Source organism: Pseudoalteromonas rubra, from assembly GCF_001482385.1.
In the GTDB taxonomy this organism is placed as follows: domain Bacteria; phylum Pseudomonadota; class Gammaproteobacteria; order Enterobacterales; family Alteromonadaceae; genus Pseudoalteromonas; species Pseudoalteromonas ardens.
Map to the genome: position 1 here is coordinate 4,312,928 of NZ_CP013611.1, position 19,242 is coordinate 4,332,169.

Sequence of the window (19,242 nt, forward strand, 5' to 3'; positions counted from 1 at the left end):
ATGAGTTTCAATATTGCATTAACTGGTTTAGCTGCGGCTCAGAAAGACCTGGATACCACAGCTAACAACATTGCTAACGTTAACACGACGGGCTTTAAAGAATCGCGTGCTGAATTTGCATCCGTTTATGCATCTTCCGTTTTTAGCGCCGGTAAGACAAAGAATGGTGATGGTGTACAAACCACTATGGTTGCGCAGCAGTTTCACCAAGGGTCTCTGAATTTTACTCAGAACTCGCTGGACTTGGCGATTACCGGTGAAGGTTATTTTGCGTTGAGTGAAGAGTTGGGGGCTCAGGACTTCACTTATTCCCGTGCAGGTGCCTTTAAACTCAACAAAGACAACTTTATCGTTGATGCACAGGGTAACTTCTTGCAAGGCTTTCCTGTTGACCCAAGCACTGGTGATACGACTTCAATCAGTTTGAGTACATCATCAGCACTGCAAATTCCAGATGCCTCTGGTTCACCACGTGCAACCACCAGTGTGTACTCGTCTTTCAATCTGGACTCCCGTGCTTCTGCACCCACGCTGGCATTTGACCCAACAGAAAGTGCAACTTACAACAGTTCTACTTCAACGACGATTTACGATAGCTTGGGTGAACCTCACATTTTGCAGCTTTATTTTGTAAAAGAAGATCCTGCTACTAACCCAAATGAGTGGCAGGTGTATGCAACGCTGGACGGTACACAGTTTAATACAGCAGGAGCCAGTGGTGCACCACTAGAGCCGATAACTGAGTTCCAATTTGACCAAAATGGTCTGCCATTAACGACGGGTGACCCTCAGGTGCCTAACACTGGCACAACTTTTAACTCGTTTGCAATTCCAGCGGGTGCAGGTGCAGGTTTATCTAACCTGTTAACAAATGGCGCAACATTCCCTAGTAACGTGGAAATGAACTGGCGCGATGAGGCAAACACCTCAAACAAACTGCCTACACAGTTCGCTAGCCGTTTTGAGGTTAAAGCGCTTGAACAGGATGGTGCCACAACGGGCCGGTTGGCTGGGATTGACATCGGCAGTGACGGTAAAATTGTTGCATCATACAGTAATGGTGATTCAACATATTTAGGTCAGGTTGCCATGGTGCGTTTTTCTAACTCCCAGGGGTTACAGCAAGTGGGCAATACCGGATGGAAAAAGAGTTTGACATCAGGTGAGCCTATTGCGGGGGAGCCAGGCTCAGGAACACTGGGTTCGATCAACTCCTCAGCATTGGAGCAGTCCAATGTTAACTTAACAAATGAGCTGGTAGATTTGATCAGTGCACAGCGAAACTTCCAGGCGAACTCGCGGGCACTGGAGGTCAACTCAACACTTCAGCAGAACATCCTGCAGATCCGATAATCAAATCCAATCACCTCTTAAGGCCGCATTTAGCGGCCTTTTTATTTTCTTGACGATCATCTTGGCATCTATATTGCTTTATTCAGTATAGATTGAACAATTTTTAGGTCGTTCCCATGGATAAAATGCTGTATGTCGCTATGTCAGGCGCCAAACAAAACCTGATTGGTGTCGGGCTGAAGGCAAATAACCTGGCTAACGCCAATACTACCGGGTTCAAGGCTGATTTTGCACAGGCTCGTTCAATGCAGGCATTTGGCGAAGGGCTACCGACCCGAGTGTTTGCGATGCAGGAGCGCCCGGGCACCATGATGACAGGTGGGGCCATTACTGAAACTGGTCGGGACCTGGATATTGCGGTCGATGAGAAATCCTGGATAAGCGTGGTAGACGCTGCAGGAGATGAGGCTTATACGAAAGTTGGCACACTGAACATCACCGCAGACGGCGCATTGGTTACCAGCCATGGTCGTCAAATTATTGGCGAAGGCGGGCCCATCATATTACCACTGCCAGTAGAAAAGGTTGTGTTCAGTGATGATGGCTCAATTCAGGTGCGTCCTCAGGGAGCACCTGCCAACTTTTTAGAAGTGGTCGACCGGTTAAAAATTATTAGCGCAGACAATAGCAAACTTGAAAAAGGTAATGATGGTTTGTTCAGACCAAAAGAGGAGTTGCTCGAAGACGGTGTATGTGGATTTTGTGAAATTTCTCCTACCGCCAAAGTAATGAGTGGCTATTTAGAAATGTCTAACGTGAACCCGGTTCACGAAATGGTAGACATGGTAAACCTTCAGCGTCAGTTTGAAATGCAGATGAAACTGATGAAAACAGCTGAAGAAATTGACGAGCGACACACTTCGCTCCTGCGTATCGTTTAAGAGAGTGAGGTATAGATTATGAACCCAGCATTATGGATCAGTAAAACCGGCCTAGATGCCCAGCAAACTGATATTTCGGTGATTTCAAATAACCTGGCGAATGCCAGTACCGTTGGCTACAAGAAAAGCCGCGCAATATTTGAAGACTTACTCTATCAAAATATTAACCAACCAGGCGGCCGTTCTTCTCAGGATACCGAGCTCCCATCGGGCTTGATGCTGGGTGCGGGTGCCAAGGTGGTGGCAAACCAGAAAAACTTTTCGCAAGGCAATATGCTGAGCACAGAGAACTCACTGGACTGGATGGTTCAGGGGCCGGGTTTCTTCGAAATTCAAATGCCTGACGGCACCATTGCGTACACGCGAAACGGCCAGTTTACCACTGATGAAGAGGGGCGGATTGTTACCTCAGGTGCGGGCTTTCCGGTACAACCTGAAATGAACGTTCCGGACAATGCAAATTCCATCACTATTTCTCAGGATGGTGAAGTTTCTGTCAGTATCCAGGGGGAAGCGGCTAATACGGTAATCGGTCAGCTGGTTATAAGTGATTTTATTAACCCGTCTGGTCTTGAACCAATTGGTCAGAACCTTTACACCGAAACTGCCGTTAGCGGTGCGCCAGTGCAGGGGAACCCGGGTGTTGAAGGACTTGGTTCTATTGTTCAGGGGGCGTTGGAAACTTCAAACGTTAATGTCACCGAAGAGCTGGTCAATCTGATTGAAACACAACGGGTTTACGAGATGAACTCGAAAGTAATTAAGTCAGTTGATGAGATGCTTAGTTACATTAATCAGCAGCTTTAAAAGATTGGGGGTAGTATGGACAAGTTATGTACACTTGGCCTGTTAGCGGCAGGCTGTATAGCACTCAGTGGCTGTACAACAACGCAAAATAAAGATGTTAAGCGGGACGATCCTTACTACGCGCCCATGTATCCGGAAGCAGAAGCGGCGCCAGTCGTGCCAACAGGATCGCTGTTCAACGCTTATGCCAACGATCTGTACTCAGATAAAAAGGCGCTTCGCACCGGCGATATCATTACGGTAGTGCTACGAGAGTCGACTCAGGCTTCAAAAGCGGCCAATTCTAAGCTGGATAAAGACAGTGAAGTGGAAATAGACCCTATACTGGGTTTAGGCGGCGCGGCGGTCAACTGGGGGAACAAAAGTATTCAGCTGGATGCAGGCTCGAATTCGTCATTTCAGGGTGATGCGCAGGCCAATCAGTCAAACAGCCTGATTGGTAATATCTCAGTTAACGTGATGCGGGTTTTGCCAAATGGTAATCTGGTGATCCGAGGTGAAAAGTGGCTGACACTGAATACTGGAGAAGAGTTTATTCGTCTCGAAGGACTCGTCAGACCGCAGGATGTGAATGCCGATAATACGGTAGAGTCAAATCGTATTGCTAATGCGCGTATTCAGTACTCAGGTAAAGGCGATACGCAGGAAGTGCAGAGTGCAGGTTGGCTGACTAAGTTCTTTATGAGCGCCATTATGCCATTTTGAGGAAGCAAACTATGAAATTATTTAATGTGCTCGTGCTAACCATGGCACTTATCGGCAGCCAGTTTGCGCAAGCAGAGCGTATCAAAGACGTGACTATGGTTGAGGGAGTTCGTTCAAACCAACTAGTTGGTTATGGTCTGGTAGTGGGCTTACCGGGTACAGGGGAGCAAACTCGCTTTACAGAGCAAAGCTTCAAGGGCATGTTAAACAGCTTTGGCATTACCATGCCGGCAAACCTTAAGCCGAAAATTAAGAATGTGGCAGCAGTGGCTGTTCACGCAGAGTTACCAGCCTTTGTGAAACCTGGTCAAACTATTGACGTCACTGTGTCATCTATCGGTAGTGCAGGCAGTTTGCGTGGCGGGACTTTGCTGCAAACTTTCCTTAAAGGTGTGGATGGCAATGTGTATGCGATCGCTCAGGGCAGCATGATTGTGGGTGGTTTGGGTGCCGAGGGGCTAGACGGCAGCCGGGTCGTCATTAACACGCCAACGGTTGGTCGTATTCCAAATGGTGGTACAGTTGAACGTGCAGTCAGAAGCCCGTTCACTCAGGGAGATCACATCACTTTTAATCTGAATCGGCCCGACTTTACAACCGCTAAGCGTTTGGCCGATACAATTAATGATCTGGTTGGCCCACAAAGTGCGCAAGCTATGGATGCTGCTTCTGTGCGAGTCATTGCACCTCGCGATCCTTCTCAGCGTGTTGCTTATTTGTCGACTCTGGAAAACCTGGAGTTCACGCCAGCAGATACGTCAGCCAAGATTATCGTTAACTCACGCACAGGTACCATTGTTATTGGCAAAGAAGTGAAACTGCAGCCAGCTGCGATTACGCATGGTGGATTGACGGTGACCATTGCTGAACAAATGAATGTGTCTCAGCCACAGCCTTTGACAGAAGGTGAAACTGTAGTGACACGTCAAAGCATTGTCGATGTTGACCAGGACGATTCGCGGGCGTTTGTATTTGACCCCGGTTCAAGCCTGGATGATTTGGTCCGTGCAATCAATGCAGTGGGTGCTGCCCCTGGCGATTTGATGGCGATACTTGAGGCGCTGAAAGAAGCTGGCGCAATACATGGTCAATTAGTCGTCATTTGATGCTTATTTTATAATCAATTAGTTAGCCCCATTTTATGGGGCTTTTTTTTGGCTCAATAATTGCATTGTAATTGGTTATGTATATTGATGTGATTTCGAGCAATGAATACTGATCCGACTCGCAACCAAAGTTTCTATGACTTAACAGATCTGAACTCGTTAAGACAGGACGCACTGAAAAGTACCGGAGACGCCAATGCCTCTGAAGAAGTGTTGCGCAAAGCGGCTCAGCAGTTCGAGTCAATTTTCACTCAGATGATGTTGTCCAGCATGCGAAAGGCCAATGAGGTTCTGGAGGATAAAGATAGTCCATTTAATTCCAGCAGCGTCAAATTTTATCGTGACATGCATGATCAGCAGATGTCTATGCAACTCTCCAGCGAGGGGAGTCTGGGTCTTGCTGATCTGATTGTGCAGCAATTGTCGCCTAATCGGGATGGGTATATGCCCAGTTCTGTGCTGCGCACCGGCGCGGAGCTGCAAAGCGATCGGATAGCGAATGGTGAAGCCGGGCAGCGCAAAGCAGAGCAACAGCCTGAAGTGACTGAAAGTGCATCCAAAGAGGTGCAATTCGATGATCCTGAGTCTTTTGTTAGTCAGCTCTGGGAGCATGCTAAGTCAGCAGCTGCCAAGATTGGCCTGAATCCAGCAGTGATGGTTGCTCAGGCGGCACTGGAAACAGGCTGGGGCAAGCACATCATTGCGCGCCAGGACGGTGAAAGCAGTTTAAACCTGTTTAACATAAAAGCCGATAAGCGCTGGCATGGCGACAGTGCCAGTAAAATGACGCTGGAGTTTGAGCAAGGTTTGCCAGTGAAAAAGCAGGCGAACTTCAGAGCGTATGATTCGCTGAAAGATAGCATCAATGATTATGTCGATTTCCTGCAATCCAATCCTCGTTATCAAGAGGCCTTAACTAAGACAGACAATCCGGACCAATACCTGGATGCCCTGCAACAGGCAGGGTATGCAACCGATCCAGATTATGCAGAAAAAATTAAACGTGTGTTGGACAGAGGAGAATTTCAGTCCATGTTGTCAGCGTCAGTGCATCAGGGAGTAAATTAAGATGTCATTTAATCTTATGAATATTGGTACATCCGGGGTTAGAGCCAGCTCTGAATTACTCCAGACGACCAGTAAAAACATCGCAAACCTGAATACCAAAGGTTATGTTCGTGAGCGGACTGAACACACCACTATGGTCAATAACCAGGTGGGACGTGGAGAAACCGTTCGCCTACTCAACGAGTTTGCTCAGAAGCAGCTTAATCGGGATCTTTCGAGTGAGGCTTACTACGAACAGTTTGTGACGGAAGCCACGCGGGTTGATACCTTGTTTGGTGAAGAGTCTAATAACCTGAATCAGAGCATCAACTCGTTGTTCAATAATATGCAGGAAGCGATGAATTTACCTTCCTCAACGGTTGCGCGATCCCTGTTTTTGACGGATGCCCAGAACTTAATTGATCAGATGGACCGATTATCCGGTATCGTGTTTGATCAGAGCAATATTGTAAATGAGCAATTGTCGATTTATTCAGATGAAGCCAATAACCTGATCCAGAAGATCAGTGATATGAATACCCAAGTTGCGGCGCTCAATGGTAATAACAGCGATGGCAGTGGCAGTTCTTTGCTGAATCAACGAGATCAGGCCATCAGAGATCTGGCTGAACTGGTAGACATCGAGACCCTGGATGGCAGGAATGGTGAAAAACTCGTTTTTCTTGGCTCCGGGCAGTCTCTGGTCATGGAAAATGGCAGTTTTAATCTCTTCTCAATGGATGGTGACCCCGATCCGAACCATAAAGCACTGACGCTGGATGTTACTGATGGTGCCGCCGTGGCGTTAGAGGTAGATCATGTCAGTCTCAGAGGTAAGATTGGCGGCCTGATGGCATTTCGTGATGACATCCTGGTACCAGCACAGACGCAGCTCGGCCAAATTGGACTTTCGCTTGCTGATGCTTTTAACCAACAAAACCAGTTGGGTATGGACCTGGATGGTAATCTTGGCGGTAACATATTCACACTACCAACAGTCGGTGGCTATCCGTATGCAAGCAATACCAGTGCCGCACAGTTAACGGCTACGGTTGAGCCTGGCAAAGGTAAAGAAGTACCAGCGACGGATTTCAGAGTGACTTATACCGCAGCAAATACCGTCGAAATTGCAGCGGTAGACAGTAAGGGCAATGTTCAGGGAACGCCCGTCACCGCGAACGTGATTGCCGGGGTGATAGATTCAAACTCCGTTGCGGCAGGTGTCGATATGTTTGGTTTGCAAATGAACCTGACAGGCACCGCCAATGTGGGGGACAGCTTCCTGGTTAAGCTTAACTCGGGTACTGCGGGTAATTTACAGCTTGCAACAGATCGACCTGAGAGTCTGGCACTGGCTTCGCCAATACGGACGGAGACAGCGGCTAGTAATGTGAGTACGGCAACCATTTCTGTAGGCTCTGTCACCGACACAGATCCTGCCACGAGTAACTTTACAGCGGCGCCACCGAGCCTGACCAATGGCACAATCACACTGACCAAAACGGCAAACGCCAATGAATATCAGATCGTTGATGGCAATGGTACCAATACTTTTACTATTACCCCGCCAGCGGAAAACCTACTTGCCCAAGCGGGTGGCGCCTATGCCAGTTATGGCTTCGACTTCAATATTGAAGGAACGCCGGCGACAGGCGATACATTTACCATTGAGTTTAATACCGGTGGTTTTGATGATAACCGTAATGGTCTTGAGCTCAGTAAGTTACAAAGCGCGGAGCTGGTGCGTCAGAATGTGGTGACGACTGCAACCGCAGATAACCTGAAAACCTTTAATGAAGCGTACGCCGGACTGGTAACGGAAATTGGTGTTGTGGCCAATCAGGCCAAAACCAATGGTGCGGCTTACGAAGCACTGGCAGCCCAATCTGAAGCCTGGTATGAATCTATGGCGGGTGTGAATTTAGACGAAGAAGCAGCAAATTTGCTTCGTTTTCAACAATCTTACTCAGCAGCTGCGCAAGTACTTACCGCAGCAAGAACTGTGTTTGATACCTTATTAAGTGCGGCGAGGTAATTATGCGTTTATCTCAAAATATGATGTATCAGAATAACCTGAACTCAATACTCGATAGCCAGCAAGATGTGAACAAAGCAATGCAGCAGGTTAATACGCAAAAACGTGTATTAACTGCATCAGATGATCCTTCTGCAATGGCACGGGCTTTGTTATACACTGACAGGATCCAAACTAATGAGCAATATACAAAGAACCTGACTATGCTCAAAGGCCGTTTGGATACGCAAGAAGGTGTACTGGATAATATCAAAGATTCTTTGACTCGTGCTCTGACGCTAACGGTCCAGGCAGGTAACGGTTCTTTGGTGGATGTAGACAGAGCATCTTTGTCTGAAGAGCTAAGTGCTATACAAACCGCAGTGCATGACCTGATGAATGCGAAAACGGAAGATGGCCGATATATTTTTTCCGGTTATCAGGATAACACTGAAGCCTATTCGTACAACAGTACACAGCAGCGTTATCAATACAATGGTGATCAGGGGCAGCATAAAATTAAGGTTGCCGAAGGGGTTGAAATTAAATCCAGTGATAACGGGTTTGATGTTTTTGAGAGCGTACCAACACGGCTCAATGTGGCCTCCAATACTGCGACTGTGTCGGGGGGAGTCGTGAGCTCGGATGTGTATGTAACCAAACAAGGACCATTTGACCAATTTCATAAAGCCAATTATAACCCAGACCCAACAGCGCCAGCCGGCTCGAATACATTTAGTCTGGTACTCACAGCGGGCACACCCAATACCTATTCCTTACAGCAAGGTGCAACGGTATTGGCAACGGGTAGCTATGAAGAAAATCACATCGAGGTTGAAGGCATGGAGTTCAGCTTTACGGGGAATGCGCCCGCGCAGATTGACTTTGATCTTGAAGCGCCAGAGCGAGATAACGTACTCAATATGCTGGATGACCTGGTTACGGCATTGAATGACACGACACTCAGTGAAAAAGATTATCGTCAGGTACTGGCTGATTCGATGATTGGTATAGATAACGCAAAAAACCGCGTTTCACAGACTCAGTCTGGTCTGGGGGGCAGGCTCAATACCGCAACGCGTATCACAGATGCGAACGCAGACCTGGACATTAACAATAAGATTGCAAAAGCAGAGCTGGTTGAGCTGGATATGGCCGAAGCCATTACCGATTTGACCAAACATGAAACTGCACTTCAGGCATCGCAGGCCACCTTTGGTCGATTGTCTAATCTATCTTTACTCGACTACATCAGGTAATCCGTCCTGGAAGCGGCTTTTAGGGTTTACCCCTGCCGCTTCCATTTTCCCTCTCTTTTATTCAATTTAGATTCTAACCTGCTCACTTTTATAGACTTTGTTGCAGTGCTTCAGATTTATTTGGGTAGTTTAGGGTGGCAATTTATTTCCCGCTTTATGCCGCTTTAGAAATTAAAAATCTTTAATAAACAAAAAGATGAGATTTTTTTAGAAAAATCTCTAAAGTATTTTTGCCGCTGCCCGATAACTTAAGTAACCAAGCCGGAGAGTGAAAACAAACCTCGAAGGCTATGAGAGAAAGTTTTAGAAGTTTGAGAGTGGGCACTTACAGAGTAAGCACTCAAAGAGTAAGCACTCAGATTATAGTGGGAGAATCACCATGGCACTTTATGTAAATACTAACGTAAGTTCATTGAATGCTCAAAGACAATTAAACAATTCAGGCAACTCGCTGGATGTTTCCTTCAAGCGTTTATCATCGGGCTTCCGTATTAACAGCGCTGCTGACGATGCAGCAGGTCTACAAATTTCAGACCGTTTGACTTCACAAATCAACGGTTTAAACCAAGGTAACCGAAACGCAAACGACGGTATCTCGCTAGCGCAAACCGCTGAAGGTGCGATGGACGAAGTTACCTCAATGTTCCAGCGTATTCGTACTCTGGCACAACAAGCATCAAACGGTTCAAATACAGATGAAGACCGTTTGGCAATTCAGGAAGAAATCCGCTCACTGTCTTCTGAGGTGAACCGGGTGGCAGCAGATACAACCTTCGGTGGTCAGAACCTACTGGACGGTTCTTACTCTGCAAACTTCCAGGTTGGTGCTGACGCAGTACAAACCATTGGCTTCAGTATGCAAAATGTTGCCGGTACAACCAACGATATGCAGGCAAACGGTGGTTTCACTCTGTCAGGTATCGCAGGTATTGCAAGTGGCGTAACCGGTGTTGCACTGAGTGCGACAACTGAAACCATCAGTACAAACATTGGTACTGAGGCAGATGCGAAGGTTTTCTCTAACGTATTTACTGAATCAGGTATTTCGGTATCATCTCAGGCAAATGCGCAGGCAGTATTAGCTGGTATGGACAACCTGATTGCGGTTGTTGATAAGAAGCGTGCAGAGCTAGGTGCGGTACAAAACCGCTTCCAGTCAACGATTCGTAACCAGTCTAACATTTCTGAGAACCTGTCAGCTGCAAAATCACGTATCAAAGATACTGACTTTGCTCAGGAAACTGCAAGCTTGACTAAAATGCAGATTCTACAACAGGCGAGTCAGACAATCCTGAGTCAGGCTAACCAGCGTCCTCAGGCTGCACTAAGTCTACTGGGATAAGTTAGGTAGGAAAACAGGTGCCCGGACTTGATGGGGTATTAGCCAGGGCACCCAATTGGATGATAAAGCGGAGGAGCTTAAATCCAATTACAGTTCATCAAAACAATGAACACGTTAATATTAGCACTTTCCGTGCCAATATTATGAAAAAATATTGACACCCACTCTCAAACTTCAAAAAAAGAGGCCTGCCAGGCCTCTTTTTCTTTATACTTATTATTTAGATACGTGGGTAGCTTGGTACTAAAATACCATTTAGTACACCTGAAAGGCCCTTCCTTTTTGGGCATTTCACCGATGTTCGTTCTATAAGCAGTATAGTTCAGTTCACAAGATTACGATTCCAAGACTCGATTTTCACCTTGTCAAAATTTATTGGCACATACCTTGCTTTATTCATTCCAGAAGAAATTAAGTTTGTACAAGCGGCATTGGATTGCCCCTTCACTGAGCTCCGGCCAGTGATAACAATTGCCTCCTTGTACACCAATGAACAGCTCAATGCTGAGCATTTGTATAGAGAGAGTGAATCATGGCTTTATTTGTAAATACCAATGTCAGTTCCATTAATGCGCAACGACAATTACAACAGTCCGGTGTTGAGCTGGATACGTCCTTTAAACGCCTATCTTCTGGTCTGCGGATCAACAGTGCGGCAGATGATGCAGCAGGTCTGCAAATCTCGGACCGACTACAATCGCAGATCCTGGGTCTTAATCAGGGTAACCGAAATGCTAACGACGGTATTTCACTTGCCCAGACAGCGGAAGGAGCAATGGATGAGATTACCTCCATGTTCCAACGGATCCGGACCTTGTCACAACAAGCGGCGAACGGCTCGAACACGGATGAGGACCGTCTGGCAATTCAGGAAGAAATTCGCCAGTTGGCGGCAGAGGTAAACCGGGTTGCCAGTGATACTACGTTTGGTGGCCAAAATCTACTAGACGGGTCTTATTCGGCTAATTTCCAGGTAGGTGCCGATGCGGTACAAACCATTGGCTTTAGTATGCAGTATGTGGGCGCGACGACTAACTCTATGGCTGATAATGGTGGTTTCACCCTTTCAGGTGTTGCAGGTGTTGCCAGTGGAGTATCGGGTGCCGCATTGAGTGCGACGACAGCAACCATCAGTACAAATATTGGTACTGAAGCCGATGCTAAAGTGTTTTCTAATGTCTATACCGCCGCAGGTATTTCTGTTTCGTCACAGGCTAATGCTCAGGCCGTTATGGCAGGTATGGATGCTCTGATTGCGGTTGTGGATAAAAAGCGGGCTGAGCTGGGTGCGGTACAAAACCGATTCCAGTCGACAATTCGAAACCAGGCCAATATTTCAGAGAACCTGTCAGCTGCAAAATCTCGAATTAAAGATGCAGATTTTGCGATGGAAACGGCTAAACTGACTAAAAACCAGATCTTACAACAGGCCAGCCAGACTATACTAGGTCAGGCAAACCAGCGTCCGCAGGCGGCTCTGAGCCTGCTACAGGGTTAATAACACAAAAAAAATAAAATAATTTGCAAATAAGGCTAAAGCTTTCGCTTTATCAGTCGATAGCGGATTTAGAGAACTATAAATCTAGGACTCTAAATCATCGCTGCTGGCAGGGTAGGGGTATCCCGTCTCAGCGAGTTATATTGATAAAGCGGAGGCTATTATGGCTTTATATGTAAATACCAATGTGAGTTCATTGAACGCACAGCGGCAATTAAATAAATCCTCAGGAGCGTTAGACACGTCTTTCCAACGCCTATCATCGGGTTTGCGCATTAACAGTGCAAAAGACGATGCTGCAGGTATGCAAATCACCAACCGTCTCAACGGTCAAATCAACGGTCTGAATCAAGGTATCCGAAACGCAAACGATGGTATCTCACTGGCGCAAACAGCAGAAGGTGCGCTGGATGAAACCACCCAGATGTTCCAACGGATCAGAACACTTGCGCAACAGGCATCTAACGGTTCAAACACCGATGAAGACAGACTGGCACTGCAAGAAGAAATTCGTTCTCTTTCAGAGGAAGTAAACCGGGTTGCAGCTGACACCACCTTTGGTGGTCAAAACCTGCTTGACGGAACATACGACGCGAACTTCCAGGTAGGTGCCGACGCGGTACAGACCATTGGTTTTAGTATGCAAAACGTTGCCGCCACAACCAACGATCTACAAGCCAACGGTGGGTTTACTTTGTCTGGTATTGCGGGTATTGCCAGCGGTGTAACCGGAGTTGCATTGAGTACCACTACAGAAACCATCAGTACGACGGTAGGCGCAGAAGCAGACGCTAAAGTGTTCTCCAATGTGTTCACTGAAGCGGGTATTTCGGTGTCTTCACAGGCTAATGCTCAGGCAGTATTGGCTGGGATGGACAATCTGATTGCGGTTGTGGATAAAAAACGTGCGGAACTGGGTGCGGTTCAAAACCGATTCCAGTCAACCATTCGTAACCAGTCGAATGTTGCGGAAAACTTGACCGCTGCACGTTCTCGTATTCAGGACACCGACTTTGCTGCAGAAACGGCAAGTTTGACCAAGATGCAGATCCTGCAACAGGCAAGTAGTTCAATCCTGAGTCAGGCTAACCAGCGTCCTCAGGTCGCCCTGTCGCTCTTAGGCTAAGAATAGTGTAACGTCAAGTTTGCATGAGAAATCGCGAAACTTGGCGTATACTTACAGTTAGACTAGAGATTGGAGGTGTATTGTGAAAGAGATTCAGGCAACATTAGGGCTTGGCTCGAATAATGCGGTGCTCACTCCTGGTCAAATTAAGCCTGAGGAAAGTGCAGAGACGCTGCGGGCTGTGGAGAAGTTAACCAAGTTGGTTGATAACCCTTCAGTGCGGGCTCAGGATAAGCAAAAGGAAGAAGCTGACCCTGATGCACAGGACAAATTATTCGCCCAGGTGAAATCTGATTTGGCAAAGCTGAATGACTTTATACCGGTCACGGCAACCAATTTGTCGTTTGAGTTTGATGATAAAGGTAATCCGCCTTTCATCAGAGTCATCGACAAAGGCAATGATGAAGTGATCCGGGAAATTCCTTCAGAGGAATTTCGCGAAGTTGCTAAGGCTTTGGAGGAATTTGCCGATAAAGTATCAGGAAAAGGTTTGCTGTTTGACAGGACAGCATAAATGAAAGTGAATTGGAGGTAGCAAATGCCACTTATAACGTCTGCAGGCGTCGGCTCAGGTCTGGACTTGGAGAGTATTATTAAAGCATCGGTTGATGCTGAAAATATTCCCAAGATGCAGGCCTTCGTCAAGAAAGAAGAGTCTTTGAAAGTCGAGCTCTCTGCCTTGGGCGAGGTTAAGTCTGCTATCTCCAAACTTAACGACACAGTTAAAAAGTTAGCTGACCCTGAAAACTTTGGTAAAAGGGTCGCTAATATCACTCAGCCTACATCTGGCGATATCATTAGCGTGACACCGACCTCAGATATTTCTGTGGGTAACTTTGATATTGCTGTCAAACAATTGGCGCAGGGGAGCCGTGCTGTTTCTGCCGACAATGCTTTTTCGTCAATAGATGATGTAGTGAGTGCCACAGGCGGAACGTTAACGTTTGGCGCAGGAGCTGATAATAACTTCACGCTGGATGTGACCGCGGGCATGACGCTTGGTGAGTTAAGAGATGCAATCAATGCGTCAGACACGAATTTTGGTGTAACAGCCAACATTGTAAATACAGGAACAAATGCGGGTTCTAAGTTGGTTTTAACTTCTAACGTGAGTGGTGAAGGCAACGACTTAACCATTACCAATGACAATGCTGAGCTGGATTCGGTGTCAATTGGCACCACTGGCGGAATGACCATTGCCGGTGATGATGGGGCACGTAACGCCATCATTACGGTTGATGGCCTTGAGGTCCAAAGCGATACCAACACCTTTAAAGACGCGGTCCAGGACATGACCATCAAGGCGCTGGCGAAAAGCGAAGGGAATGATACCGATGGTTATGACACAGCAAGCTTGAATGTTGACTACGATAGAGATTCAGTGAATACGCTGATTGATGAGTTTATCTCGAACTACAACAACCTGATTGGGAATATCGGTTTTCAGACTCGGATTGGTAAACCGCTAAATGGTGACTCATCGATGCGGACGCTGAGTGACCAGTTAATAACTACTTTGTCCACCAATCTCACCGATGCGGGTCCATTTGAAACTATTTTCGATATCGGCTTAGGGGTAGACAATGATGGCTACCTTGAAAAATCGTCATTAGTACGTAGTCTTAATGATGCAATGGATAGTAACTTTGATGATATTGGCACAGCGTTTGCAGGAGATAATGGTGTCGCCAAGCAGCTAGAGTCGTTGCTTGACAATTATGCAAGCTCGAGCGGTTTGATTAAAGATCGAGAAGATGGTCTAAACGGCCAGCTCAGCGATTTAGAAGACGATGTGGAGAATCATGAATTTCGCATGGCGTCTTTAGAAGAGAGATTACGAAAGCAGTATGCTGGGCTGGATGTGTTGATTGCCCAGATGCAGCAGACACAATCTTATTTGGGCGCTCAGCTCGCGAATTTGCCAGGGTTCACCAAGTCTAAGTAAGGAGCCATTATGTACAACGCAAGAGTTAAAAATTATCAGAAAGAAGCACTGAAAACACGTGTGGCCGGTGCTGATCGGTACGAAATTATTCAAATGCTAATGGCTGGCGCAGTAGAGAAAATGGTACTTGCCAAAGTATCAATTGAAAAGCGTCACCTGGAAGCAAAAGCAGAGCACATTTCAAAAGCATCTGCTATCTTAGAAGCACTTCGCGGCTGCCTGGATTTTGAAGTGGGCGGAGAAGTGACCGAGAATTTATACGCATTATATTCTTATATGATTGACCGGCTACTGGATGCCAGCATTCAGAATGATCCGGCGATTATTGACGAAGTGTCAAATCTGTTAAAGGAAATTAAATCAGCCTGGGATGCTATCCCTGTCGACGTTCGTCAGCAGACATTGAATGACAATGGCGCTGATGCTAATGTCGGTTAACTTTGCGGATATAGAAGCATCTTTAGAAGCGGTAGATGCGGCTTGCCAGGCTGGCGAGCTTGAAGAGGCACAGCGCCTTTTTAAACAGTTTGACGAGCAACTCCGCTCAACATTAACAAACGACATGCTAGCTGAATCAGAAACAATTCAGCAGGCTGCGTTCACGCTTTTTAATCATATCCAGACACTCACCGCCACACTACAGCAAAATAAAATGACAGTCGCAAAAGAGCTGTCGCAGTTTGTTGGTAACCAAAAAAAGATCAAAGCGTATAAAAGTACTTAATACGACATTGGCTGATGTATGAACAAAGACCCCATATCACAACAACTAGAGTCCCTCAGTGAAAAACTCTCAGAAACAACAGCGCACCAGGCTCGCGAGGCGAAATTCGCAGAAGAGGCCAATGTGCGTTTTAGCAAAAACCTGCAGAGTTTTGAGAAATACTATCCAGACATTGCTAAGGCAATTAATAATCACAGTGTTCGCGACGGGTTTTGTCTCCATGTGACCACATCCGGACATGGCAATTTTGTCCCGAAAACCAGTAGTGCCCCCATCTATTCTCAGTCACCGATAGAGCAAACCACAGAACAAGTTGAGAGACAACTGCGTAAGCCCGTTTTGAGCCTGACCGATTACACGGGATATGGCCAAAATCAGGAAGATGATCGCTTGCATGTTCGCTACATGACTGAGCTGACAAAACTGATGATTGATATCCGCGAACGGGCAGCAGCTCCGCTCAGTACAATGCCTGATCACTTTCCAAGTGCCATTATCTTTGGCATTGGCTTGGGCTATCATGTACCCCTGTTGCTTGAGCGGACTCAGTTCGATTACATTTTTCTGATTGAACCTGACTTTGAACAGTTTTTTGCAAGTCTGTTTTGCACTGACTGGTTCCAGGTTATTGCAGATATCGATGAGCAGGGGGGGTGTTTATTCTTCCATTTAGGGGTAGATCATAGTTTATTTATTCAGGACATAGAAAAGATAGCTGAAGATGTGGGGGCATTTGCCCTGGTGCGAAGCTTTTGTTATCAACACACGCCCGGTAATGAACTTAATACGCTTATTAAGCAATGGGCTAAAGATTACTTTCGATTTCAGTTTGGGCATGGTTTTTATAATGACGCCGTGACAGGACTGGCGCATGGAATCCATCATATTCGTAATAAGGCGGCCTGGTTAACCAATACAGCGCAAGGTTTGGATAAAGATACACCGATATTCATTATCGGGAATGGACCATCATTAGACGAAGCCGAAGCCTTTATTAAGCGTAATCACAAAAAAGCCATTATCATTGCCGCGGGAACCTCTATTGCGACGTTGCATAAAAAAGGGATCCCGGTTGATTTTCATGTGCTGGTTGAGCGACCTTATTCAAACTATAAGATTTTTGGGGAAATAGTCCCACCGGAAGTGTATGAGAATATCAACCTGGTTGGTCTTAGCACACTATACCCTGATACAAATCATAGATATAAATGGTCGGGCATTGCCGCAAAAGGGGCTGAAGCAGGGACTTCTCTGTTGGATATCCTGGCATTACAGCACCTATCGCAGACCTTACCGAAAATTCCATATTGTAACCCCGTGGTTGCTAACGCGGCGTTATCGTTTGTGTTATATCTCGGGTTTCGCAATGTGTATCTGTTTGGGGTAGATAACGGTAAGGCCCCAGGTGGTGCACATCACAGTAAAGACAGTATATATCGAGCACGGAATGAAGATACTGAGGATGAGGGCCATTGTCACCTCGAGATTGAGGGACACACCTTACCTGCCAACTTTGGTGGCCATGTCCTGTCAAATGACCTGTTCATGATTGCTCATGCCCAGTTAGAAAAGTTACTTAGATATTATGATGTCACGACATGCCTTAATGTGGGCAGTGGCGCAAAAATTGATAAAGCAATGGCAGTGCACGCAGAAGATCTGCTCGATATTGAAGGTGACTATGATACTGAGCGACTGGTTGAGCAAATAAAAGCTGAGTGTTTTAGCACATTTCCACTCGATGATGTCAGTGAAGAGTCGATTGCGCTGGAGGGGCTTAAAGAGTTGACTGAGCATATTTGCAGTATTGCCAGTGAACCTGTGACAAGTCGTCGCGAAGCTGCTGATCAGCTTAGACGTCAAGCTCGCTATTTAAACGCTTACAAACAGTCGAAATGGGGCCACTTGTTTCATGTGATCAAAGGGTCGTTATTATACTACCATTGCCCACTGATAACCTTGTTGTATACCTATGAAGATGAAGCTTTCAGCCTTGAACAGTATCAACGGTTAAATGAGTTATGGATGGGTTATATCAAAGAAATCTATACACATTTTTGTGATCATTACACTGAGAAGTGTGATCTGGGACTGGAGTAACTGAAGTGTCGTATCAAGAAACAGAAGCGTTTTATAATGACCTTTACGATGAGCTGTTTCCTATCCTCAGATCGATCACTGGTCCCGGGCTGAGGCAAAGCTACGATATTTTTGGTCGATACCTGCCTCTGGAGCGCTTGTCGATCCCTACAGGCACCGCACTGTTTGACTGGCAGGTTCCGCAGGAGTGGCACTGCGATGAAGCGTATCTGCTAGGACCGGATGGTGAGCGTGTGGCGGATATGCACAGGCTTAACCTCGAAGTGGTTAATTACTCAGAGCCTGTGGATGTCACACTGTCTCTGGAAGAGCTGCAATCTCATTTATACAGCTTACCTGAGCTGCCAGAAGCGGTGCCGTATGTAACCAGTTATTATAAAAAGCGCTGGGGTTTTTGTCTTAGCCAGTCTCGCCGCGAGCAGCTGAAGCCAGGCCAGTATCGAGCAGTGATCAAGAGCCGTTTTGTCGATGGACATCTGGACTTAGTACAAACGGTACTTGAAGGTCAGTCTGAGCAGGAGGTGTTGCTCAGCTCCTATTTGTGTCATCCATCAATGGCTAACAATGAACTCAGTGGTCCGCTAGTTTTACTGGGCCTGTATCACAGGATAAAGCAGTGGCCAAATCGTCGCTATACGTACCGATTCATGTTACACCCCGAGACCATAGGAAGTCTGGGTGTGCTGCATTTGATGCAGGATCAATTTCGCCAAAACTTGGTGTCAGGATTGGTATTGAACTGTCTAGGGGGAGACCCTCAGGAGTTGGTGTTTAAACATAGCCGCAATGACAATGGGTTACTAGATAAACTCTTGTATCACCTGAGTGAACAAGGTCATGGCCATAGTAATATCCCATTTAGTCCGCTCAGCGGCTCTGATGAGCGCCAGTACAATGCGCCCGGCTTCCAGTTCCCTGTATGTTGTGTGAGCCGCAGTTTTCATACTGGTTATAAGGAATATCACACCTCATTGGATAATAAATCGTATATGGGGATCAAACCACTACTGGATAGCATTGATAAGCTTGAAAAGATTTTCCTGGCGTTTGAGCAAAGTGCGCGCTTTGAAAATACCCACCCCTACGGTGAGCCTAATCTGGGGAGTCGGGGCTTGTACCCAACGTTGAGCTTTTTCAGTGAAGAGCGAACTCGTCAGCTGGATGAGCTGAATCACATTAAGATGCTGTTGTGTTACAGCGATGGGCATCATGACACCATAGATATCGCAGGTAAGTACAATCAATCTGTCACGGATTTTGCAGGTGCAATCAGTAAGCTGGAGGCGCATGGCTTGTTAAAAATGTTGCCACCCCAGAGTCAATTGGAGGCGTAGT

General features: G+C 46.5%; 17 protein-coding genes. All 17 read left to right on the forward strand.

Features of this window, described 5'->3' with window-relative positions:
• The 17 genes from flgE to AT705_RS18545 all read left to right on the forward strand — a co-directional run bounded on the left by flgE (position 1) and on the right by AT705_RS18545 (position 19,241).
• Complete coding sequence (gene flgE, locus AT705_RS18465) at positions 1-1,353, forward strand: flagellar hook protein FlgE (RefSeq protein ID WP_058797710.1); 1,353 nt, start codon at positions 1-3, stop codon at positions 1,351-1,353.
• A 116-nt stretch (positions 1,354-1,469) separates the two neighbouring features.
• The gene (locus AT705_RS18470) at positions 1,470-2,234 is read left to right on the forward strand and encodes a flagellar basal body rod protein FlgF (protein ID WP_058797711.1); all 765 of its coding nucleotides are present in this window, start codon (positions 1,470-1,472) and stop codon (positions 2,232-2,234) included.
• 18 nt (positions 2,235-2,252) lie between these two features.
• Complete coding sequence (gene flgG, locus AT705_RS18475) at positions 2,253-3,041, forward strand: flagellar basal-body rod protein FlgG (RefSeq protein ID WP_010385605.1); 789 nt, start codon at positions 2,253-2,255, stop codon at positions 3,039-3,041.
• Between the two features lie 15 nt (positions 3,042-3,056).
• On the forward strand, positions 3,057-3,746 hold the full coding sequence (gene flgH / locus AT705_RS18480) for a flagellar basal body L-ring protein FlgH (protein ID WP_058797712.1): 690 nt from the start codon (positions 3,057-3,059) through the stop codon (positions 3,744-3,746).
• Positions 3,747-3,757: 11 nt separating this feature from the next.
• The gene (locus AT705_RS18485; RefSeq protein WP_058797713.1) at positions 3,758-4,852 is read left to right on the forward strand and encodes a flagellar basal body P-ring protein FlgI; all 1,095 of its coding nucleotides are present in this window, start codon (positions 3,758-3,760) and stop codon (positions 4,850-4,852) included.
• Between the two features lie 102 nt (positions 4,853-4,954).
• Positions 4,955-5,920: a flagellar assembly peptidoglycan hydrolase FlgJ gene (gene flgJ / locus AT705_RS18490; protein WP_058797714.1), complete on the forward strand. Its 966-nt coding sequence runs from the start codon at positions 4,955-4,957 to the stop codon at positions 5,918-5,920.
• Position 5,921: 1 nt separating this feature from the next.
• Positions 5,922-7,934: a flagellar hook-associated protein FlgK gene (gene flgK / locus AT705_RS18495; RefSeq protein ID WP_058797715.1), complete on the forward strand. Its 2,013-nt coding sequence runs from the start codon at positions 5,922-5,924 to the stop codon at positions 7,932-7,934.
• Positions 7,935-7,936: 2 nt separating this feature from the next.
• A complete protein-coding gene (flgL, locus tag AT705_RS18500; protein ID WP_058797716.1) occupies positions 7,937-9,172 on the forward strand; it encodes a flagellar hook-associated protein FlgL in 1,236 nt (411 codons plus the stop codon).
• Positions 9,173-9,551: 379 nt separating this feature from the next.
• Positions 9,552-10,514, forward strand: coding sequence for a flagellin N-terminal helical domain-containing protein (locus tag AT705_RS18505; protein WP_058797717.1), 963 nt, complete (start codon positions 9,552-9,554; stop codon positions 10,512-10,514).
• Positions 10,515-11,046: 532 nt separating this feature from the next.
• Positions 11,047-12,012 carry a flagellin N-terminal helical domain-containing protein gene (locus tag AT705_RS18510; RefSeq protein ID WP_058797718.1) on the forward strand — a complete coding sequence of 322 codons (966 nt, stop codon included), beginning with the start codon at positions 11,047-11,049 and terminating at the stop codon, positions 12,010-12,012.
• A gap of 163 nt (positions 12,013-12,175) precedes the next feature.
• Positions 12,176-13,138 (forward strand): flagellin N-terminal helical domain-containing protein, encoded by a 963-nt coding sequence (locus tag AT705_RS18515; RefSeq protein ID WP_058797719.1) that lies wholly within the window; start codon positions 12,176-12,178, stop codon positions 13,136-13,138.
• 82 nt (positions 13,139-13,220) lie between these two features.
• On the forward strand, positions 13,221-13,652 hold the full coding sequence (locus AT705_RS18520; RefSeq protein ID WP_010385619.1) for a flagellar protein FlaG: 432 nt from the start codon (positions 13,221-13,223) through the stop codon (positions 13,650-13,652).
• A 24-nt stretch (positions 13,653-13,676) separates the two neighbouring features.
• Complete coding sequence (gene fliD / locus AT705_RS18525) at positions 13,677-15,083, forward strand: flagellar filament capping protein FliD (RefSeq protein ID WP_058797720.1); 1,407 nt, start codon at positions 13,677-13,679, stop codon at positions 15,081-15,083.
• Positions 15,084-15,092: 9 nt separating this feature from the next.
• Positions 15,093-15,521 (forward strand): flagellar export chaperone FliS, encoded by a 429-nt coding sequence (fliS, locus tag AT705_RS18530; protein ID WP_010385621.1) that lies wholly within the window; start codon positions 15,093-15,095, stop codon positions 15,519-15,521.
• Positions 15,496-15,807, forward strand: coding sequence for a hypothetical protein (locus AT705_RS18535; RefSeq protein WP_237113748.1), 312 nt, complete (start codon positions 15,496-15,498; stop codon positions 15,805-15,807). The genes fliS and AT705_RS18535 overlap by 26 nt, the downstream gene beginning before the upstream one ends.
• 18 nt (positions 15,808-15,825) lie before the next feature.
• Entirely contained in the window at positions 15,826-17,907 is a 2,082-nt protein-coding gene (locus tag AT705_RS18540; protein WP_058797721.1) for a motility associated factor glycosyltransferase family protein, read from the forward strand.
• Between the two features lie 5 nt (positions 17,908-17,912).
• On the forward strand, positions 17,913-19,241 hold the full coding sequence (locus AT705_RS18545) for a DUF4910 domain-containing protein (protein WP_058797722.1): 1,329 nt from the start codon (positions 17,913-17,915) through the stop codon (positions 19,239-19,241).
• Position 19,242 lies beyond the last annotated feature (1 nt).